17 protein-coding genes, 1 tRNA gene and 4 pseudogenes are annotated in these 21,131 nt (G+C 60.2%); 11 read left to right on the plus strand and 11 right to left on the minus strand.

The window, feature by feature from the left end:
- From EN750_RS40310 to xth, 7 genes and pseudogenes are all read left to right on the plus strand, one after another.
- Nucleotides 1-135: pseudogene (locus tag EN750_RS40310) on the plus strand (phasin); the annotation flags it as partial.
- A 370-nt stretch (nt 136-505) separates the two neighbouring features.
- Nucleotides 506-582 (plus strand) — tRNA-His (locus EN750_RS01235).
- Between the two features lie 167 nt (nt 583-749).
- Entirely contained in the window at nt 750-1,208 is a 459-nt protein-coding gene (locus EN750_RS40315; protein WP_245482556.1) for a hypothetical protein, read from the plus strand.
- Nucleotides 1,187-1,996: a hypothetical protein gene (locus tag EN750_RS40320; protein ID WP_245481800.1), complete on the plus strand. Its 810-nt coding sequence runs from the start codon at nt 1,187-1,189 to the stop codon at nt 1,994-1,996. The genes EN750_RS40315 and EN750_RS40320 overlap by 22 nt, the downstream gene beginning before the upstream one ends.
- 500 nt (nt 1,997-2,496) lie before the next feature.
- A pseudogene (dnaE2, locus tag EN750_RS40325) lies at nt 2,497-2,835 on the plus strand (error-prone DNA polymerase); the annotation flags it as partial.
- Between the two features lie 266 nt (nt 2,836-3,101).
- The gene (locus EN750_RS01250) at nt 3,102-4,688 is read left to right on the plus strand and encodes an FAD-dependent oxidoreductase (RefSeq protein WP_127395383.1); all 1,587 of its coding nucleotides are present in this window, start codon (nt 3,102-3,104) and stop codon (nt 4,686-4,688) included.
- Between the two features lie 1,924 nt (nt 4,689-6,612).
- A complete protein-coding gene (xth, locus tag EN750_RS01265) occupies nt 6,613-7,404 on the plus strand; it encodes an exodeoxyribonuclease III (protein ID WP_127395384.1) in 792 nt (263 codons plus the stop codon).
- 722 nt (nt 7,405-8,126) lie between these two features.
- Here the strand turns inward: xth and EN750_RS01275 are convergent.
- The 6 genes from EN750_RS01275 to EN750_RS01300 form a co-directional block, all read right to left on the minus strand.
- Nucleotides 8,127-8,987: an ATP-dependent DNA ligase gene (locus EN750_RS01275; protein WP_127395385.1), complete on the minus strand. Its 861-nt coding sequence runs from the start codon at nt 8,985-8,987 to the stop codon at nt 8,127-8,129.
- A 235-nt stretch (nt 8,988-9,222) separates the two neighbouring features.
- Nucleotides 9,223-9,540 carry a KTSC domain-containing protein gene (locus EN750_RS01285; protein WP_245482557.1) on the minus strand — a complete coding sequence of 106 codons (318 nt, stop codon included), beginning with the start codon at nt 9,538-9,540 and terminating at the stop codon, nt 9,223-9,225.
- 598 nt (nt 9,541-10,138) lie between these two features.
- Nucleotides 10,139-10,327 carry a hypothetical protein gene (locus tag EN750_RS01290; protein WP_236383367.1) on the minus strand — a complete coding sequence of 63 codons (189 nt, stop codon included), beginning with the start codon at nt 10,325-10,327 and terminating at the stop codon, nt 10,139-10,141.
- Nucleotides 10,327-10,467, minus strand: coding sequence for an entericidin A/B family lipoprotein (locus EN750_RS01295; RefSeq protein ID WP_127395386.1), 141 nt, complete (start codon nt 10,465-10,467; stop codon nt 10,327-10,329). The genes EN750_RS01290 and EN750_RS01295 overlap by 1 nt, the downstream gene beginning before the upstream one ends.
- A gap of 310 nt (nt 10,468-10,777) precedes the next feature.
- A complete protein-coding gene (locus EN750_RS39245; protein WP_189367358.1) occupies nt 10,778-10,873 on the minus strand; it encodes a putative RiPP precursor in 96 nt (31 codons plus the stop codon).
- 523 nt (nt 10,874-11,396) lie between these two features.
- Entirely contained in the window at nt 11,397-11,594 is a 198-nt protein-coding gene (locus EN750_RS01300; RefSeq protein WP_127395387.1) for a hypothetical protein, read from the minus strand.
- A gap of 738 nt (nt 11,595-12,332) precedes the next feature.
- Here EN750_RS01300 and EN750_RS01310 point away from each other — a divergent pair.
- The 3 genes and pseudogenes from EN750_RS01310 (at nt 12,333) to EN750_RS01320 (ending at nt 17,792) form a co-directional block, all read left to right on the plus strand.
- Nucleotides 12,333-13,095 (plus strand): annotated as a pseudogene (locus EN750_RS01310) (ImuA family protein).
- A complete protein-coding gene (locus EN750_RS01315) occupies nt 13,007-14,530 on the plus strand; it encodes a DNA polymerase Y family protein (RefSeq protein ID WP_127395389.1) in 1,524 nt (507 codons plus the stop codon). The pseudogene EN750_RS01310 and the gene EN750_RS01315 overlap by 89 nt, the downstream one beginning before the upstream one ends.
- Nucleotides 14,527-17,792: pseudogene (locus EN750_RS01320) on the plus strand (error-prone DNA polymerase). The gene EN750_RS01315 and the pseudogene EN750_RS01320 overlap by 4 nt, the downstream one beginning before the upstream one ends.
- Before the next feature lie 85 nt (nt 17,793-17,877).
- On the opposite strand, the gene EN750_RS01325 reads toward EN750_RS01320, so the two are convergent.
- From EN750_RS01325 to EN750_RS41590, 5 genes are all read right to left on the minus strand, one after another.
- Nucleotides 17,878-18,738 carry an alpha/beta hydrolase gene (locus tag EN750_RS01325; protein WP_127395395.1) on the minus strand — a complete coding sequence of 287 codons (861 nt, stop codon included), beginning with the start codon at nt 18,736-18,738 and terminating at the stop codon, nt 17,878-17,880.
- A 141-nt stretch (nt 18,739-18,879) separates the two neighbouring features.
- Nucleotides 18,880-19,590 (minus strand): hypothetical protein, encoded by a 711-nt coding sequence (locus tag EN750_RS01330; protein WP_189367265.1) that lies wholly within the window; start codon nt 19,588-19,590, stop codon nt 18,880-18,882.
- Nucleotides 19,591-19,595: 5 nt separating this feature from the next.
- The gene (locus EN750_RS01335; protein WP_127395390.1) at nt 19,596-20,189 is read right to left on the minus strand and encodes an SOS response-associated peptidase family protein; all 594 of its coding nucleotides are present in this window, start codon (nt 20,187-20,189) and stop codon (nt 19,596-19,598) included.
- A 14-nt stretch (nt 20,190-20,203) separates the two neighbouring features.
- A complete protein-coding gene (locus tag EN750_RS01340) occupies nt 20,204-20,440 on the minus strand; it encodes a hypothetical protein (protein WP_127395391.1) in 237 nt (78 codons plus the stop codon).
- Nucleotides 20,367-20,930 carry a 3-keto-5-aminohexanoate cleavage protein gene (locus EN750_RS41590; protein ID WP_127395392.1) on the minus strand — a complete coding sequence of 188 codons (564 nt, stop codon included), beginning with the start codon at nt 20,928-20,930 and terminating at the stop codon, nt 20,367-20,369. The genes EN750_RS01340 and EN750_RS41590 overlap by 74 nt, the downstream gene beginning before the upstream one ends.
- Between EN750_RS41590 and EN750_RS01350 the strand changes: the two genes are divergently transcribed.
- On the plus strand, nt 20,929-21,131 hold a 203-nt coding region (locus EN750_RS01350), incomplete at its 3' end, for a GntR family transcriptional regulator (protein WP_127395393.1). The two genes, EN750_RS41590 and EN750_RS01350, sit on opposite strands and share 2 nt — an antisense overlap.

Below are 21,131 nucleotides of genomic sequence, written 5' to 3' on the forward strand. Positions count from 1 at the left end.
TTGCGCAAGCGCGTCGAATCGACCGTCGAGCAGGCCAAGGACTTCCAGGCCGTTGCCTCCAAGGCGGCCGAGGACGTCTCCAAGCCGATCAAGACCGCCTTCGAGAAGGCGATGAAGGAAATCAAGGTTGCCTAACATTTGCGCATGATCTGAAGATGCAACAAAAGGTCGCATTTTCTTAAAAACGATCAGGTGTATGATAGCAGCCATCAAGGAATACCCGGTGAGTGGAACCTCCTCCCTCTGCTCCCCGGGGTGACCAGCCAGCACCTCCTCCCGCTGGCTCGTAACAGGAAAAGGCCGGCACCTCCTCCCGCCGGCCTTTTTCTTTGTCCGTCGCCCGGCCCTTGCCTGCGCCTTCTTGCTGGGCAAATGCCGCGTCGATGTGGGGAAGTGCCCTTTGCTTTCCAAAAGCCTTGAATTAGAATCCATAAGCCCGTAAGGACGCATCGCCGAACGACAGAGCGGGCGGATGAGTTTCTGTTTCGATCCGCTCAGGCAACGTGCCGTTGTAGCTCAGATGGTTAGAGCGCCGGATTGTGGATCCGGAGGTCGCTGGTTCGATCCCAGCCAACGGTACCACTGGATTTTCCGCTAAATCATTGAGTCTGTTATAGAATTTGTAACATCTGGGGATCGGTCTTGCGGCTATTTCCTATTTTGTGTTACATATTGTGCAACGGAGAGGCGATCATTTCCATTACTACCGTCGTCTGCCCAGAGAGGTCAGGGACCTCGACGAGCGTCGCGTGTTCGTGCGCCGCGCCCTCGACACCGCAGACCGGATAAAGGCGCGCACCGCCCGAGATCTCCATGAGGCTGCTGACAATGCTTTATGGGCTTCGTTGATGCTGGGTGAAAATCCACAGGCGGCGCGTATCCGATACCAACAAGCCATCAAGCGCGCCGAGTCCTTGGGATTCGTCTATCGACCGCTCGCCGAGATCCTGGTCGCCGAGCCCCTCGATACCATCCTGCAGCGGGTAGAGAGCACGATAGGCGAGCCTGCCAAATCACCATCTGTCGATGCGGTCGGCGGGGCGGTCGCTCGCCCTGACGACAAGATATCGGAAGCGCTGAAGCTATACTTCAACGAGATTGCCCGCGACGAAATCCGCACAAAAAGCCCTGACCAGAAGAAGCGCTGGAAAGCAAAGCGCGAAATGAGGTCGAGGTATTTATCGGCATGGTCGGCGACAAGCCTATGAGCGAGATAACGCGCGACGACGCGCGAGTGGTACACAAATATTGGCTGGATCGAATTGCGCCTGAGAAAGGGAGAGCAGACCGTTCAGCGTCGACAGGCAACCGAAACATGGGCAATCTTCGGACCCTCTACGCCGACTACTTTCGCCATCTAGGTTTCCCCGAACAGAAGAATCCGTTCGCCGATCTGTCATTCGCCGACAAGTCGAAACGCAGTCGACCGCCGTTCCCGACCGACTGGATTCGCGACAAGATATTTGCGCCTGGCGCGCTTGCGACACTCAATGATGAGGCGAGGGGAATCGTGCTTGCCTTCGCTGAGACAGGAGCCCGGCCGAGCGAACTCGCGAACCTGCATACCGGTGTCATCCATGTTGACCACGAGGTGCCGCACATTTCAGTCGAGCCGCGTGACGATCCCGACGATCCACGAGAGATCAAGACCGCCTCGTCGGTGCGCAAGATACCGCTGGTCGGCGTGGCGCTTGAGGTGTTCAAAAAGCATCCCAACGGCTTCCCGCGGTACAAGGATCGCGAGGCGTCGCTGTCAGCCCTGCTCAACAAGCACTTCAAGAGCTACAATTTGTTCCCGACTGACAATCACACTGTCTATTCACTGCGCCATTCATTCGAAGACCGCATGAAGAACGGTAGGCTGGACGAGGAGCTTCGGCGCATGCTGATGGGCCACACGATCGACCGTCCGAAATACGGCGAGGGCGGCGACATGAAGATGTGGCAAGAGGAACTTATGAAGATCGTGTTGCCGTTCGATCCTGGGATCGTATGACACGCTGGCGCACTGCGGCGAGGCGTTCCTCCTTCGCTCGATAATCCTGCAGGGCGCGTTCAAGATAGTCGTACAGCGGGAGCCATATCTCGCCTTGGTCGTCGCGCCCGACGATTATCTCGGCCACGCGATCGAGCGCTCGCTCAATCCGGTGCACGGTGATTGGTTGAAGCGTGGGCGAATATCGCCTCAATGCTTCGCCTTTCTGCAAGACCAGAAATGTACCGTGCCTAATGCGTAGGCGGACTTTCTTGGCGCAGTGAAGGGCCTGCGTTCGGCTCGGGGTGTAGTCGGCGGCTGCGGCGTGCAAATGGGAAAGGCTCTTTGCCCATCGGGGATTGGTACGGGAGAGCGCTACCGCCTTTCCCCGCATTCGGAAGACTTGCGGCATCTTCTACGATGTAGGGCGTGATGGACTGTCTTGCTGCTGCAAAACCGAAAAGGCAACGCCGGCCCGAAGCCGAGCAGGTCAGCCGTCTTTTTCCAGTCTACGCGCCGTATTTTTGGCCGTGAACTCGATCGTTCGTATCGCCCGCAGCCAGGACATTCTGTGCCAGGGCCGCGGCTCGGCCGCCAATTCCGCCGTGTGTTACGTGCTCGGCATCACCTCCATTGATCCCGAACGCAGCAATCTCCTGTTCGAAGGTTGAGCAACGAGCGGCGCGAGATCGTCATGCAATGGGTACCAAGGGTACCATCCGCGATGTGGGAAAGGCGCTCGGATTGCCCGAGACATGACCAGACTTCTGTCCTCGCAGATTTGGGGCCATGTCGAAGCCGTCCACGCGCAGCGAGCCACAGGGCTGAATCTGAATCTCGATGATCGGCGGCTGCGGCTTTCCCGGTGGCTTCGTCCTGAGCCATGATCGGCTCGACGAACCCCCTGGGAGCGAGCGCCCGACATCGTCAGGCTCCTTAAACGACCTCTTGTCGCGGCCAACGAGACGCTTTGTCCTAGCCGATGTCGGCCATCACGATCTGCGACGGTCTACCCCGTTGGTAGTCCCATTTCCGCGCAAGGGAGCAAACAATTTGGATTCGTTTGCACATTTCGGATCAAAATGCAGTTCCGACCGTTAGACGCGCAGCCAGGTTGGAGGCAGCGATGAACGTCAGTGACGAAGCCACGAAATCTTTTTGGATGAAGGACACGGAGTTGCCCTCGGCCCCGCAACTGGAACAGGATGTGCGATGCGATGTGGCGGTGGTGGGGGCGGGCATGGCCGGCGTTTCTATTGCCTACGAACTTGCGCTGGCGGGACAGTCAGTGGTGCTGGTTGACAGGGGGCGGCTGCTCGGTGGGATGACTTGCCGCACGACCGCCCACTTGGCCCCGATCTGCGACGATGGCCTAAGCGAACTCGTCAAAATCCGCGGCGAGGATCTCGCTCGAGGTTTTCAAGAGAGCCAGCAAGCCGCTGTCGACCGGATCGAGGAACACGTCAGCGATCTTGAAATAGACTGCGACTTTCGTCGGCTCGACGGATTTCTTTTTCCCGCAGCCTGGATGGACGAAAATGAAGCCACCAAGCAATGTGATGAAGAGTATGAAGCGGCTGGCAAGGTTGGTGCAATCGCAGACCACGGCCGCGGCGTTCCGTTGAAAGGCCATGAGGCGGCGCCGGTGCTACGCTATCCCGATCAGGCCACGTTTCACCCACTGAAATATCTTCGTGCCCTGCTTGACGATTTCCGGGAGCGCGGAGGCAAGGCTTTTGCCGAAAGTGCCGTCACCGAGATCGAGGAGGGTGAACAGATCCGCCTTCGCGTCGAAGGGGGCGCAACCATCACCGCCGATAACGCCGTGTTTGCCACAAACTCGCCGGTCAATACGGTGGTGGCCATCCACAGCAAGATGGCGCCCTATCGGACCTATGCGATGGCATTCGAGCTGCCCAAAGCAACTCTTCCGGACGCGCTCTATTGGGATATGGACGATCCCTACTACTACGTTCGTCTCCAACCCGGGGAGGGTGACATCGACTATCTAATTGCGGGCGGTCGTGATCATAAATCTGGCGAAGCCGATGACGGCTCGGCGCGTTTCGATGCATTGGACGCCTGGATCCGCGCCCTTGTCCCGGAACTGGGCGAGGAAGCAGCGCGTTGGTCTGGCCAGGTTCTCGACACGATCGATTATTGCGGATTCATCGGCCGCAATCCTTGCAGCAAGAACGTCTTTATCGCTACCGGGGATTCAGGACAAGGAATCACCCACGGAGCGTTGGCTGGCCTGCTCATCCGGGACCTTGTCGTCGGTGGGTCCAGTGTGTGGGAGGAGGTTTATGCCCCCGATCGCAAGCCTCCCTTGGCATTGGCGAACTACGTTAGCGAGAATCTGACGGCGTTGAAGAATTTCGCGGAGTATCTGTTGCCCGGCGAGATCAAATCAGCCGCCGATCTGGAACCCGGTCAGGGCGGTATTCTCCGCGATGGTTTGAGAAAACTCGCCGTGTGCCGTGACCAAAACGGTGGAATGCACATGCATTCCGCTAGTTGCACGCATCTCGGCTGCATCGTCCATTGGAATTCGACCGAGCAGTGCTGGGACTGCCCCTGCCATGGCTCCCAGTTCGCGCCGGATGGAGCCGTTCTCAACGGTCCCGCCATCCGTCCTTTGTCGCGCCGGACCGGAACCGCCTCAGATTGGTCCAAGAGATCACACGCACAATCCCACAGCGGCGCAGACTGAAACTCCCGGTCCGGTCTTGAACACCAACATTTCAACCGGCGGGGCGCTTTCCCACCTGGACACACTTCATCGTTCAAAATATCTCGCTGAACGCGAGGATCGCGAACGCGACGACGGTGTCGCGCTAGACCAATGCCATCGGCATGTAACGGATGATTACCCTGTCTTGCCGGAAACGGCGCTCCAGTTCGGAGCGGCGGGCGCACCAATCGGACAAGTCGGCTTCTTCCGCCATGACCTCGAAGATGACAATTTCATCGATGGCGGAGTCGGCACCCTTTCGCCACAACCCCTCTGCTGGCGCCTGAAGGTAGTGACGCCATCGAACCGGGCAGCCAGCTCTTCCTTGACCCGATCGAAAGCTTCCCGCTCAAATGGCCGGCCGTCATTGTCCGCGCGAGGAAGCAGGATTTGGAAGAGGTGCATGGCGACTTCTCGCTGAAAAGCATCCAACGGCCTTCATGGCGCCCCGTTCCTTCCGGGATAGCTCGGCCGGAGTGACACTGGTGAAGCTGACGCTTGAGCGGGGGCCGAATGACGCTCTGTCGAAACTCACGCCGATGATTCAACGCGGCGACATCTTGCTGCCATAAACCTGACTGAGGTCCGCTCGAGGGAGAGCCCGATTAGCGACCTTCGTGGCAGCCGCACGGCCGGATGCGAGCGTCACATCTGCCAGCTGCGACTTCGCCTAATGCGCTCTCGACTGCGGGCTTTTCGACGGGCAACTCTAAGCTCGGCAAGTGTTGGCCACCACCAACCCCTCAGGCGTTCGGTCGGGCCAGCGGCCACCCTTGCGGGCCATGTCCTTACAAGTTCAACCAGCGTAGCCGAGCGCCATCTGCCCCAAACGAACTCGCCGTACGAAGCCATTGCGTGAGGATAAAGGGAAGTTGCGTCTGATGGCGCGACCACTTCACCGGAAATGTTAGTGAAGACAACGACCCCGTAGAGCTCGGTTGCGACAGCGCGTCCCAGGCGAGGTTGATCGTGAGTTGGCAACGGATAGCGGTGACGCCGGCGTTCAGCAGCCAGTTGGCGCGAGGCTCTGTAGGTTTCAGTATTTCTGGCGTCCACACGTCGCCGTTTCCTTTCCTCCGGCTCGGCATGGTGAGCAGCTTTTTCGATGCTTGGCCACCGGCGCCGGAGCTCGTCATATGAGCGAAATGGAACTCTCCAGGCCCGCAATTCGTCGTCCCAACTCGACCACGGGACGGCGCGCAACTCTTCAAGCACTGTCCTCGAGTAGGGCGTACGAATGCGCAGGTCGTCCGCAATCTCCAGATATTGGCTCGATATTGGATCAAGGCGAAGGCATCTCGTCCCTTGCTGTCGTCGTGGGGCGTCCGTAGCGCTGCCTCTTGCGCTAGCCAGCGTTCAATCCGCCGGGCTGCCGTCGTGCCGGGTACGAACCAGCTCTTGCGCTCGTCACTCCATCTCGCGCGCGGAAAAGCTTGCTGAAACCGCTCGACCGCCATTCGATCGAAGGAAAAGCGGGCTTCGGCGCCACTTGCCTCCTGCTTCTGCGGCCCGGGACGTGGGTTGTAATTCATCACAATGCATCGTTCGCGTTTTGTCGCAGGGAACGCAGTGACGGCCCTAAAGGTTCATCTGCCTCGCAAGCCTCCGGACCCCTGAACCGATGCCAAATGCCAAAGCTGTAGTGAAACTTTCCCCCCGTCCCGCGGTTAAGGAGCTGAGAGGACAACACCGTCTAAATCGAACGAGATAGCGGCTGCGGGCGAGCCTCCCCAAAACGATCGGTCGCGTGCCAGAAGAGGGGAAGGGCGCAGGAGGTAAAACATGGCATCGAGACACATCGGTCGCCAGCCCAGGCGCGAGATTTGCGCCGGTATAGAAAAGGAGCGGCGGTTATTGGCGAGGCTGCCTGCAAGACTGACAACCCCGCCGCCGGCATAATGCAATGACCCGCATCGCGACCTTCAATTTGAATGGCGTGAACGGTCGCCTGCCGGTGCTCATCAGATGGCTAGGTCAGACCAACTATGACATCGTATGCCTTCAGGAGTTGAAGACCTCGGATGAGAAATTTCCCGCCGAAGCCATCAGGAACGCCGGTTACGGTGCCGTCTGGCATGGGCAGAAGTCTTATAACGGTGTAGCTGTACTCGTCCGAGGGAAAGAGCCGCTGGAGCGTCGGCGTGGCCTCCCGGGTGATCCTGACGATACTCACAGCCGGTATATCGAGGTGGAGGTGGATGGGATCGTGATCGGCTGTCTGTACCTGCCCAACGGCAATCCAGCGCCTGGCCCGAAATTCGACTACAAGCTCCGATGGTTCGATCGTCTGATCAGTTACAGCCAGGTACTGCTCAGGGAAGGATCCCCGTGCGTTCTGTGCGGCGACTATAATGTCGTGCCAACGCCGATCGATGCCGCGGTGCCAGGACGTTGGCTAGGCGACGCGGTCTACTTTCCGGAGAGCCGGCAAGCTTACGCCGAAATGCTTGGTTATGGCTGGATCGATGGTGTCCGCCGTATCCATCCGGAGAAGGGCATCTATACGTATTGGAACTTTTCGTATCGTGGCGGTTTCGACAGGAGTTCCGGCCTGCGCATGGACCATCTCCTCGTCACCCCGTCACTTTCGTCCAGGTTACGTGATGCCGGGGTGGACGCTGATTTGCGCGGCTGGGAAAAACCGAGTGATCATGCGCCAGCCTGGATAGAGCTCAACCTACCCGGCCGTCATTGAAGGGTGCCGTTGTTCGCCATGATGCCGGGCTTTCGCTAGTTGCAAAGCTGGTCTCTGCACTGACCTGAGGAACATGCATCTGCAGTCGAAGTTCGGGATGTGCTTGGTGAGGACGACTCCCTCCTTGAAACGACCAAGCTCGGGTGCGAGGGCCCGCCTCTGGTTCCGAGACCCGGTGGCGGGCCTATGCAATGCCAGCAAGCGTTAAGTTTTTTCTGCAGGCCTGGAACCTGTTTCTGAAATCGAAGTTGGGTTTGCAGCTTGGCTCCCCGGGCCAGGTCTCAAAGCAAGGCCCGCCGCTGTTTGTGTCCTCAGTGGCGGGCCTACTTCGTTTCCGCTCAACGCTACATTGCGCTTGACTAAAGCAACGATCATCCACGCAATCTCACATGGCATCGGTCCATGGCCAGGTCGGCACGATCATTTTTTGGGTGACGGTGACCACGCCGACCAGTTGGTCACAAGGAGTGACCAAACGACGAGACCTATAGCTACGGGCAAAACGGCAATCCAGCAACAAAGCACGATGTGTCTAGGCTGCTCGTAGCCTCCGCGATTTGTCACGTCGGGCGTCATGATTTTCCTCCTGATCGCCGCAGCGTCGCAGTGCGACGAGCCGGTGAAATTGCCCAAGACATGACGCCGACGTGCAGATGTCGGCACAACGCCAGCCACACGGTTCTGTTCCGCAACGTGGGCGCTCATTGCCAGCAGCCCAAGAATTATTCCTCCCGGTAGTCCAGCAGCTTCGCATGGCGAAGCTTCTCCTCGCCCTTCAGGAACCGCACGCGACCGACCAGACCAGGCTTGAGCCATTCGGCCTTTTCTCTCTTTAGACCGATGGGCACTGGTCCGCCGACCTTCCCTTGCACGCGATCCCATAGTCGCTGACGCTTGTCGGCTTTAAAGGCAACGAAAGCGCCGCCAGCATAGCGACCCTTGTCGGCCATGAGCACCATCGCGGGCTTTCCGGCCTCGCGCTGCACGCCAATGATGTCCATTTCCTTTTCGGCATAGCACTTGATCTTGCGCCAGTTCATCGTCGGCCCGCTGCGGTAGACGCTATCCTTGCGCTTTGAGACCATGCCCTCCAGCCCTGCCCTGTCGACTAGGTGATAAACCGCATCGCCAGTGCCGGGCATAGCTTTGCTGGCCTGAATGCGGCCGACGGCTGGTATCAATGCCTGCAGGATCTCGCGGCGGTCTTCCACCGGCATGTTGCGCAGATCGTGCCCGTTCAGGTGCAGGAGATCGAACGCCACCAAATACAGGTCGCGCGACGGCTTACGGCGGGTAACGGCTGATTGCAGGGCGTGGAAGTCGGACCGTCCGGCCTCGTCGACCGTGATAGTCTCGCCATCGATGATGAAACTTTCGGCCTCGATCGCCTCCGCCTCTCCGGCAAGTTCGATGTAGCGGCCGGTCCAGTCGTAACCATTCTTGGTGAACAGCCGGATTCCGTTTTCATCCTTGATAATTTGGGTGCGATACCCGTCGAATTTGATCTCATGGAGCCATTCGTCGCCCTGCGGTGGCGTGTCGACCAGCTCGGGCTCCATGGGCTTGATGAACTTCAGAGGCATGCGCCGACTCGCATAGTGCGATTCAATTAGCGCGCGCTAAAATGGTTCCGGAACATTTTAGACGAATTGAATGTTTGACAGTTATGACGAAGCTATCCGACCTTGGACCGCCGATTCCCGGCAAGCAGCACGGCGGCGAGCCTGCCGACGAGCGCAACAATTTTATGACCTGTCCGGTGTGCGGCCAGCAGTTCGACATGCGCGACTTCCGCCAGGTCGCTTGGCACAATCTGCCTCAGCATGAGCCGCTGGAGCCGGAGCTTGCCACAGGCCGGAACGCGAAATGGTTGCGGATGCGATCGTTGAAATAGCGGCCCTTGGCAAAGGCAGTTTTAAAATCGGCGTAGGTATCAGGCGGCACGTCCAGAAAGTCGTACTGCCTGCCGCCCGCTACAAACCACACCGATAGAACCCTGGTGTCCGGATTGTATTCGAACCTGCGTATCGAGGTTGACGGCATGGTGCACCAGATGCTGCTAGTGAGGACCCGCGAGATGGCCCGCCCACTGAGGAAGCGGGAGCGGGCCGAGCACGGCTGTACGCCCGTGGCCATCATCGCCTCCACGGAAGGGGCGGTGACAGAATTTCAACTCCCATTGGATTGCGGCGTTCCACACATAAACGAAAAGGCCCGCCACCTCTCGGCAGCGGGCAGTGTAGGTCGCTAGGAAACCCAGCGGTAACTAAAGTACACCCCGTCTCGCCAAAAGGGAAATGTTAGATATCTCTAATGTATGATTCGGACCCCGGGGGCTGACCGTGGCGTATCAAATCCGAGAATATCTTGCGGGCCAGGTGATAGCGGAATACCGGGCTGAGGCCCCGACATCCTATTGCGCCGCCGCACAGGCAACGAAAAGGCCACTGACGCTCCACCGATCCGGAAACTACTTTCTTGAGGTGACCGACGAGAGCAATGGCCGAGTGTTCGCCTACCAATACGCCGACTTGCTCTACTGAGTGGGTCTGAGTAGCGGCTGCTGCTCGCCTCCGGGTCAAAAACCCGCCGCCCCATTCATAGCAGCGGCGGGCCGTGCCTAGGGATAGTTGGACTAGACGGTGTGTTGATTCACCCCTGATGGATGGCTGAGGTGCAAAACCATGCAACCACAAACCCCGATACGCGACAGAAAGCCGTCGCAACGTCAACTTTACTCAAGCCGGAATTCAACCGCATGCTTGTCGGCCTCACTAATAAGGCCGCTGTCCATGGCGGCTTCGAACGCCTTGGTGAAATACTGATCATCGGAAGCCTCGTGATTCTGCTGCGCAAGATCGATCGGCAGAGCTCCGATCACGCGGCCCGTTGTCTTCTCGATGACCGTGACGGTCCTCTGCATCAGGGTTTATTGACCGTGTCGTCGACTGCGTTGGCCGTCGATTTGACGTCCCTGCCGACGCCTCGGACGGTGTTGGCGCAGGCCGCAAGGGCCAAGGCACAGGCAAGAATGACAATCGGTGTGATGCGTAGCAGTCTCATGGACGGGTTCTCCTATTTGTGGTTATCAAGTCCGCTTTGCCGTATCGCACCTGTAACCGCCATCACCTTGTTGTGGGCGGCCGCTTCATCTGCGGTGTCAAAGGGCGTTGCGATGGTCGTCCCATCCAGAGCCAGTATTCACAGCCAGGAACGGAAGGCCGATCAGCGGTGGTGCGTAGACAACGTACGCTGGGCGGGCATTCTTCATCGCCCATGTAGCACCCTTTGTCGGTCAGGACCTAATCCACGCCCTGAAGACCAAAAAGCCCGCCAGCCGGAGCCAGCGGGCTTCCAGTGGTCAAAGACCTGCTCAGGTCGCAGAAAGACCCGACTCGATGACTTGCGCCGTGATTGAGGAAAGAATTCCCCGCTTGGTCAGGACTGGCTTTTCATAGGCTTTTTTCATAGCTGTTCCTCCCTTTTCACACACCGAAACTGCTTTGGGGCAATTAACTTGTCAAGCTGATGCTAAAATGGCCCCCAGTGACGCACGCCACGCGTCGCGATCGTCGCAGAGAAGACGGAGAATGATCCGGTGCGAACCAGCGGGCGAAGAACTTCGGTCGCGTTGGACGGCAAACGGGCAATCCAGATTGACGGCTGTCCTGTCGAAATTGGTCGACCAAGACTTAGCCGGCCCTCCCAAATCCGGGGAACGATGTTAACGGGAGAGCGCACATGGCCGGGCCCACCTACCGCCGGCATGCAGCGTGAGCAAGTCGTGATCGATCGCAGCGGCAGTCCGTCAACCCGGCGCCGCGAGTCGTGCGCGAGAGCACTGGCTTCCGAGCGTTTCCTCCAGCCGAGCCAGTCGGCGACTGACAACGGATTTGCGACGCCCAGCCGACCCGCCACACGATGCCTGGTCCCTGCGTGATCTCCCGAAGGTCCTGGCTTCGGCTTCTCTGATCTGGCACATCGTCGGACACTCAGCGCGTCTTGCCGGAGCGAAGATGCATCTCGATCTTGTTGATGGCCTTGGTGAGGATATCGACTGCCTGCAGATTCACTGCGAAGTCGAAGTTCCCTTGCGCCGTTTCGAATATCAGAACGCCGACCTTGGTCTCTTCGTCGCTCATCATGCCTGTTCCAATGCCGGTCGGCATATAGGGTGGTTTTTCTGACATGGTTCTCTCCTCGGGTGCGGTGTGGGCTGGTCAGGTTTTTAGCCATCCAGCGTGCGACCTGGAGTGGCCAAGCACGATCGATCGGCGATGGCCATCTGGATGGAAGCCGACGAGGCTGCGACGACTGCATGTTGTGCGGGCTGGCCGGAGGATAAAGTTCCGGGCCATCAGATCATGGAGCTGATCGACGTGCCCCTATCACCAACGGTGAACAAAATAAGAACAAAGGTGTCAATAGACTCCTGATGGTTTGGAAAAATGGTTTTTTTCCAATTGGATAGGGAGATCTGGCAATCGGTTGAGGCTTCGTGCTCAATCCCAACGCAACTGCATTCATGGCCGATGCTACACGCGGACCACCGCGGACGGGGACAGTCGGTCCCGCGTCCCGTCCTGCGGCCGGCGCTATGCTGACGCTCCTACGGCTGTCCTGTTAACCGCCCGCGGCGGGGGCGAATTTCCTCCGTCCCGCGCGCGACAATGTCCGCAATTGCGGACGCGCGCAGGACTGCGGTTTATACGCCGTTTTTCCTTGGGCGCCGCCAGCCGCCGGCGCGAACATCCCAACAGGACAGGTGGCTTCGACGCCTCGTCCTGCTGGCAAACGGTTCTGTCGATGCCACCGGGCGGTCGCCACAAACATTTCTTCCGCAGCGCCACCTCGCCATCCCATTGACTCTTCATTAGGAAGGGAACAAATGAGGAACATTCCGCCACCATGTCGCGTTCAGGGGACAGATGAGTGCATCGACGCCAAACGCTGCTATTTCCGATCTGCGAGATCGCATTGCGCGTCTCGAAGGCGGTAACGCGCGCAAAAGAGCGGTGCTCCCATTCGGTATCTCCTCGATCGACAGTCATCTGCCAGGCGGGGGCGTGGCGCTTGGCGCACTTCATGAAGTTGCCGGCGGCGGCAATGGTGCAATCGATGGCGCTGCCGCGTCGCTTTTTGCTGCAGGCATTGCGGCCAGGACGCAAGGCAAGGTGCTGTGGTGCGTGACGCGCCAGGATCTGTTTGCACCGGCAATCGCACAGGTCGGACTGCATCCCGACCGGGTGATCTATGTCGAGGCCGGTGACGACAAATCCTTGCTCGCCTGCTTCGAGGAAGGCCTGCGGCATGTCGGACTTGGGGCTGTGGTCGCGGAAGTGGCGCGCCTGTCCATGACTGCCTCGCCGGTTGCAACTGGCATCGGAAGGCTCCGGCGCGATCGGCATCGCGATCCGCCGCTGGCGCCGCCAGACCGAAGCCGCCGATTTCGGGCAGCCGACGGCGTCCGTCACCCGCTGGCGGGTTTCCGTGCTGCCGTCGCGACCGCTGCCTGTGCCCGGCGTTGGCCGGGCGCGATGGCAACTTGAACTGATCCGGTCTCGTGGAGGGGAAACACTCGATATCGAAGTGGAGGCTTGTGATGCAAAGGGTCGTCTCGCTGTTCCTTCCAAGCTGGTCGACCGACCGGCTCAGAAGGAAATTGGGCGACGTCTCGCCGCCACCGGATAAGCCTTTGGTGCTGGTCGGGCGGCACGGTAATCGTCGCCTGGTGACTGCGGTGGATCGCGCGGCAACAGAAGCGGGCCTGCGCGTCGGAATGCCCGCGACGAAGGCACAGGCCCTCGTCCAGGGGCTGGCGGTCATGGATGCCGAACCTGAAGCAGACGCGCAGGCATTGGATCGGTTGGCCCTGTGGGCTTTGCGGCGGTACGCGCCGATTGTCGCAGCAGATCCTCCCGACGGATTGGTGATGGATACCACGGGCGCCGATCATCTTCATGGCGGTGAACGCTTGATGCTCGCAGATATGGTCGAACGTCTCGGCAAGGTCGGCTTCTCGGCGCGCGCAGCCATAGCGGATAGCTGGGGTGCTGCTCATGCCTTTGCGCGATATGTCAGGCAAGCCGTGAGCGTGGTCGCGGTCAACGCAACCTGCGATGCGATCCTTCCTCTGCCCATCGCAGCATTGCGTTTGCCCGATGAGATCGTCAGCGGTCTGCGGGTTTTGGGCTTCGACAGGGTGGGTGAGCTTCTGCAGCAGCCGCGCGCCCCACTGGCGCTGCGCTTCGGGCCGGAACTCGGCCGCCGGCTTGACCAGGCTGCTGGACGTCTCGCCGAGCCGATAGAGCCAGTGCGGCCGGTCGATGTGGTCGAGGTAAGGCGCGCCTTTGGCGAGCCCATCAGTGCGGCCGAGACAATCGCGCGCTATGTCGGCAAGCTTGTTCAGGCGCTGTGTGTCGGGCTGGAGACCAAAGGGTTCGGCGCCCGGCGGCTTGACCTGCTGCTCTACCGCGTCGACAACCGCGTCGAAGCCATTCGCGTCGGCACGGCCTTGCCTGTCCGTGATGTGAAGCGGCTGACGCGGCTGCTCTGCGACAAGATCGAGACGGTCGATCCGGGCTTCGGCATCGAGCTGATGCGGTTGTCCGCGCCCTTGGCAGAATCACTCGCTCCCAGGCAGACCGTTTCGTCGCTGATCGAGCAACGGGATGCAGACATCTCGGATTTGATCGACACACTCGGCAACCGTGTCGGTGAGGAAAAGCTCTATCGGTTTACCCCGGTTGCCAGCGATGTGCCCGAGCGATCTTTCCGGCGTGTAGCCGCTGCATCGGCTGAGACCGGCGACGCATGGCCAGACCATTGGCCGCGTCCGGCTCGCTTGTTTACCGTGCCGGAGCCGATCGAGGCCATTGCGCTGCTACCGGACCATCCGCCGGCGAGCTTCACCTGGAAAGGCATCCGTCGACGGATCAAGCGCGCCGATGGACCTGAGCGGGTTTTCGGCGAATGGTGGAAGCGCGACGCCGAGCTAACTGCCGTGCGCGACTATTTCCAGGTCGAGGACGAAGCCGGCGAGCGGTTCTGGATTTATCGCGCAGGCGATGGCGAGGATGCCGCGACCGGCTCGCATCGCTGGTTCCTGCACGGCATCTTCGGATGAACGCGTGCTATGTCGAGCTGCAATGCACCTCGCATTTTTCCTTTCTGCGGGGCGCGAGTTCCTGTGAGGAACTGTTCGCGCAAGCAGCCAGCATGGGAATGCCCGCCCTTGCCATCTGTGATCGCAACAGTCTGGCCGGCATTGTCCGCGCCCACGAGGCTGCAAAGGCAACCGGCGTCAGGCTGATCGTCGGCTGCCGGCTGGATCTGGTGGAAGAGATTTCCATCCTGGTCTACCCGACCGATCGCCCGGCCTACTCGCGGCTGTGCCGCTTGCTGTCGCTGGGCAAGAAGCGTGGCGGCAAGGCAAAATGCGTGCTTCATTGGGCTGACGTTGTCGCCTATGGCGAGGGCCTCCTTGCAGTGCTCGTGCCCGACCAGGCAGATGACACATGCTCACTCTGGCGGCGCCGGCTGCGCGACGCATTTGGCGATCGCGCCTATATGGCGCTGACGTTGCGGCGCCGTCCCAACGAGGCGCTGCGGCTGCACGATCTGGCCAATCTTGCCGGACAGGCCAACGTGCCAACGGTTGTCACCAATGATGTCCTGTTCCACGAACCGTCACGGCGCATCCTGCAGGACGTCGTCACCTGCATCCGGCACAATGTGACGATCGATGATGCCGGGTTTCGGCGCGAGCGGCACGCCGACCGCTACCTGAAGCGGCCCGATGAAATGGCACGGCTGTTCAGCCGCTATCCCGAAGCGCTAGCGCGGACGATCGAGATCGCCGAGCGCTGCCGGTTCTCATTGGACGAGCTTGCCTATCAATATCCCGAGGAGCGGATGCTGCCGGGTCTGACACCGCAGCAAGCTCTGGAGAAACTCACCTGGGAGGGCGCGACGGAGCGCTTTCCCGAGGGCGTGCCGGACAAGGTCGTTGGCACGCTCAGGCACGAGTTGCAGCTCATTGAGAAGCTGCAATACGCGCCTTTTTTTCTGACGGTCAACTCGATCGTTCGCTTTGCCCGCAGCCAGGGCATTCTCTGCCAGGGCAGGGGATCAGCAGCCAACAGCGCCGTCTGCTATGTGCTCGGCATCACCTCGATCGATCCCGACCGCAATGACCTGCTGTTCGAACGCTTCGTCTCGGAGGAGCGGCGTGAGCCGCCTGACATCGATGTCGACTTCGAGCATGAGCGTCGGGAAATCTTCATGCAATGGGTGTTCGAAACCTATGGCCGCGAACACGCCGCGCTCTGCTCGACGGTCATCCGCTATCGCTCGAAGGGCGCCTTGCGCGATGTCGGCAAGGCGCTTGGACTGCCCGAAGACCTCATCAAGATGCTGTCCTCGCAAGTGTGGGGCTGGTCGGACGAAGGCGTCCAGCCGAAACATGCCGAGGAGCTGAACCTCAATCTCGGCGACCGTCGCCTGCGTCTGGCGCTGGACTTGGCCAGGCAGTTGATCGGCGCGCCGCGGCATTTGTCGCAACATCCGGGCGGCTTCGTCCTGACCCGCGACAGGCTCGACGATCTGGTGCCGATCGAGCCAGCCGCGATGAAGGATCGTCAGGTTATCGAATGGGACAAGGACGACATCGACGCGTTGAAGTTCATGAAGGTGGACGTGCTGGCGCTCGGCATGCTGTCCTGCATGAAGCGCGGTTTCGATCTGCTGGCCGAGCACAAGGGCATCACTCTCGATCTCGCGACGATCCCTGCCGAGGATCCACGCACCTATGCGATGATCCGCAAGGCCGACACGCTCGGCACCTTCCAGATCGAATCCCGCGCCCAGATGTCGATGCTGCCGCGCATCAAACCGCGTACTTTCTACGATCTTGTCATCGAGGTTGCGATTGTTCGGCCAGGTCCGATCCAGGGCGACATGGTCCACCCCTATCTGCGCCGGCGCGAAGGCAAGGAAGACGTCGTCTATCCCAAGCCTGAGCTCGAAAAGGTGCTTGGAAAGACGCTGGGCGTGCCGCTGTTCCAGGAGCAGGCGATGCGGGTGGCGATTGAATGCGCCGGCTTCACGCCAGGCGAAGCGGATCAACTGCGCCGCGCCATGGCGACATTCAAGCACACCGGTGGCGTTTCCAGCTTCGGCGCCAAGCTGATCGGCGGCATGGTGAAGAACGGCTACGAGCGCGAGTTCGCCGAAAAGACCTTCAAGCAGCTCGAAGGCTTTGGCAGCTATGGCTTTCCCGAAAGCCATGCCGCCAGCTTCGCCCTGATCGCCTACGCCTCGTCCTGGATGAAATGCCATCACCCCGATGTCTTCTGCGCCGCTCTTCTCAATGCTCAGCCGATGGGCTTCTACGCGCCGGCGCAGATCGTTCGCGATGCACGTGACCATGGTGTCGAGGTGCGCCCTGTCTGCATCAACGCGTCGCGTTGGGATTGCACGCTCGAGCCCACCGCCGATGACGGTCGGTTCGCTGTCCGGCTTGGTCTGCGCATGGTCCGGGGTCTTGCCAACGCCGATGCTGCGACCATCGTCATCGCACGCGCAGACCAGCCCTTTGCGTCGGTGGATGACCTCTGGCACCGTGCCGGTGTTCCTGCTGCCTCTCTGGTTGAACTCGCCCAGGCTGACGCTTTCCAACCATCCCTATTGCTGGCGAGGCGTGAGGCCCTGTGGGCGATCAAGGCACTGCGCGACGAACCGCTGCCACTGTTTGCCGCGGCCTCCGGCCGCGAGCAGCGGACGGTATCGGAGATCCAGGAGCCCCTTGTCGCGCTGCGTGCGATGACCGCCGGCGGCGAAGTGGTCGAGACTATGGACATGTTGGACTGACCCTGCGCGACCATCCTGTTTCCTTCCTGCGCGCCGACCTGGGGCGCAAGCGCATCGTCTCGTGTCGTGAGGCCATGCAGGCGCGCGACGGACACTGGCTGGAGGCGGCTGGCCTCGTGCTGGTCCGCCAACGACCTGGCTCGGCCAAGGGCGTCATGTTCATCACGATCGAGGATGAGACCGGCATCGCCAATCTGGTGGTGTGGGTCAAGGTCTTCGAAAAATATCGCCGGGTCGTGCTCGGCGCCGGCATGATTGGCGTTTATGGTCGCATCCAAAGGGAAGGCGAGGTGGTCCATCTCGTCGCTCATCGGCTGAGCGATCTCTCAGGCGAGCTGGCCTGCGTCGGCGATCGGCAGTCTGCCTTTCCCCTGCCGCATGGGCGCGGCGACGAATTCCATCATGGCAGCCCGACGCCCGATCCGCGCGGCATGCCGAAGGGGCCGAGGCCCCGGAACATTATCGATCCCCATCTGCACATCGACCAGATCAAGGTGAAGACACGGGATTTCAAATAGCGCGGTGCAAGAACGGGTCTGCCGAACAATGGCCCGGTTCGTCGACACGCATGAGCGCTCGCTCAATCGGTGCTTCTGTCATTTCTCAGAGAAAGGCCTTGAACGCTGCTGCGAGAGCGGCGGGATTTTCTTCGGCGACATGGTGCCCGCTCTTGATCCCGTAGCCCCCCACGTCGTCGGCCCAGTGCTTCCAGATGGCAACCGGATCGCCATAAATCTGTTCCAAGTCGTCGTCGAGCGACCAAAGGCAGAGCATCGGACAGCGCACCTTCCTGCCGGCATCTCGATCTTCGCGGTCGTGGCGATGGTCGATCCTTATGCCAGCGCGGTAGTCTTCGACCATGCCATGGACGATGGCTGGATCGTGGATGAATGAAACCAATTCGTCATAGGCATCGTGTCCCATCTCATCTGGCCGCAAGTCACTATACCATGCCATCGGGTCTGCCAGGATGGCCCGTTCCGGCTTCTCGGGTTGAGCAAAGAAGAACCAGTGGTACCAATCGCGGGCAAAGTTCCAGTCGGCCCGTTCCAGATGCTCGATAACTGGCAACCCATCCACGGCAATCAGCTTTCGCACCAGGTCGGGATGGTCCATCGCCATTCTGAAAGCGACCAGACTTCCACGATCATGCCCGGCGACGAAGAAAGCCTGGTGGCCCAACCTTTCCATCACCTCCACCAGCGCCGAAGCCTTTGCCCGCTTGGACGAGAACCTGCTCTCGGGGTCATCGGCCGGTACGTAGGAGCGACCGAAGCCCGGAACGTCGGGGCACACGATACTGAAATCTGCTGACAGCAAGTCCGCGACCTGGCCCCAAGTCATATGCGCGCGAGGATGGCCATGGATCAGAAGCAGAGGCGGCCCAGATCCGCCATGCCGAAGCCTTATCGGCCCGCCCTCGGTTTCCACCATTTCAAGCGGAAGTTTTCGAACATCGGCCATCCTCAGGAAACGGGCTGTTGTCGGCTTTAAGAACTCCTTGAGCATGGAATGGTTCGGGGCAAATCGCGACTGCAAATCGTTTCTCCCGGTTAGCTTTCCCTCAGGGTCCATTCTGGACGCGCGAATGGCTACAAGGCGGATCTAACGGAGCAGGCCCTCGTCGTCGAACGCGTCCCAGCCCTTCAACTTAGGCCGGGGATCGTCATCTCTGGGGTTATTCCCGGAACCGCGAACCTTCTCGCTACCCTTTCCCGCCCGCGTCAGGGCAGCCTTGCCGGCGCCACGTCGCCTGTTCTCCGTAACTTGCTGCGCGTCTTCTTCGCGCCAAAGGCTTGGCAGATCACGATCAAGGATGTCCTCGATGTGCTTGGGATCGAACACGTGGAAGGTGACGGCCTTGGATCGACCGCGCATCTTCACGGTGCGGGTGCCAATGCTTTGCAGCCGTCCGTCTTTCAGCCACTTGTGACGCTCACGCGAAGAAATTGTGAGGATGTCCTCGGCCTCGCGCGGCAGGACCGGGAGTACTTCGATGGTTTCCAGGATCTTGGCGATCTTGTTCGAGGCGGCCTCGAACTCTTCGGCATCGTCTTCGCGCATCCGCAAGGCTATGCGACCAGTCTCGGCTTTGACGTACTTCCTCACCGCCCATGGCAGGCGGGCACGTATTTCACGCTCGATACCTTTCGTGCGCACCGACGAGCCAAGCGTCGCTGATGGCGGAAGTGGCCACTCGGCAATCAGTGACAACGAGGTGCTGACGCTTTGGCGAGAGCCGCGATCCCGAGGGGCCGCAATTGCCGCAGCGATGCCGCCAAGAATCTTCCGTGTTTGCGCAAAACGCACCGGCATCTGAGCTAGTCGCTTCCTTGTCGCACGGTTTCTACCGCCAGCGACCCGGCCGGCAGGGCCTTCAACAGCTCCACCTCGGGTTTCGTGAGGTAGATCCATGCCGCCCAATCGTCCGGGCGCAGAACCACAATCTGGCGATTGTGGATGGGCGCCACGTCCGGGCCGGGTTCCGTCGTCAGCATAGCGAACGTCGGGGGCTTGTTGCCTTCGCCATCGCGCCACAGGCCGGCGATCGCCATGAACGAGGCGCCGTTGAGCGTGAAGCGATGCTTAGCCTTTGGAGACTTCTTTCCGGTGAATTCGAAGAAAGCCGACGCCGGAATAAGGCAGCGCTTGCTGTTGGAGAAGCTCCGTCCTTCCGAGCGGAAGTTGAAGATCGGCCCGCCTTTGGGCCCGGAGGGCGGAAAGGCAAAGGTCATGCGCGTGAGTTCGATCGTGTCGCCGACGGCGCGCATGATCGGGGCGGGATCACTGATGCGGATGTCATCCGCCTGCGGCAAATCCAGTTCCGTTTGCTGGGTGGGAATGTCGAGCGCCAGCAATTGCATCATCCTGCAATATTCGGCCCAGGCGATATGCTGCTCATAGTCGTTGCACACGGCTGCCCACGCTTTCAGTCAGTTGATGACTTATAACAAATAACGCGGCTTGGCTGCGGCGCCACCATCGCGAGATTTTCCGCTATGCCCGAAATCTCGCGATCTGCTTGAGCATCGCGCGGTTTGTCGGTGATGACATCGCCGTGGCTCACAATGATGCGCTCAAGGTCAGGCTCATCAGAGCATCTGCGGAAAGCCGCGCCCAGCGCCTGGCCGTCCTTGACAAAGAACCACTTGGCAACACGCGGCATGCTGGGCCGGTCGACGCCAAAGCCAAGCACACGCGCTATAATGTGGGCGCCAATTTGCGACGGTCTTCACCCTACGGGCTTCCGTCCCTGACGTGAGATCGGCCGCCAATTGGCCCTTGCCGATCCACAGCCAGTCCTCCAGTCCAACGCGTACATTGCCGCCCGGTGCGATCGCCTGGGGTGGCGATCGTAGCGGCTGCGACCGGCGCCCAGCACCGACCAATGGCGATCCTGTTCGAACCGGCGGGTCGGCGGTGCGCTTCATATGCGCCACGTCCTCGGGATGAGTGCCGATGCCACTGTGTGCCGAACACGCTCTGTACGAAGAACGGTGCGTTGACCAGGCCCGCTCGACGGATGGCGAGTGTAGAAATTGCCGATGTGGTAGCACTCGATTTCGAAACGCGTGCCGTTCTCCGCGCAGAAGCCTCGTTGACAGAGGCGCTCTGGGGCCATAGCGTATCTGACTGGTATAACAGGTATGCCACATGATCGGAGTTCTGATCAAACAGCGGAAGCTCTCGGACGAGGTTGCCGCGCATCTAGAGAGGCTGATCCGCAAGGGAGAGCTGGCCGAAGCCGACCGGCTCCCATCCGAACGGGAACTGATGCGGCAGTTCGGGGTTGGGCGCCCTTCAATCCGCGAGGCCCTGCTGCATCTGAGCAAGATGGGCCTTGTCGAGGTGAAATC

Source organism: Mesorhizobium sp. M7A.F.Ca.ET.027.03.2.1 (genome assembly GCF_003999175.1).
Taxonomy (GTDB): domain Bacteria; phylum Pseudomonadota; class Alphaproteobacteria; order Rhizobiales; family Rhizobiaceae; genus Mesorhizobium.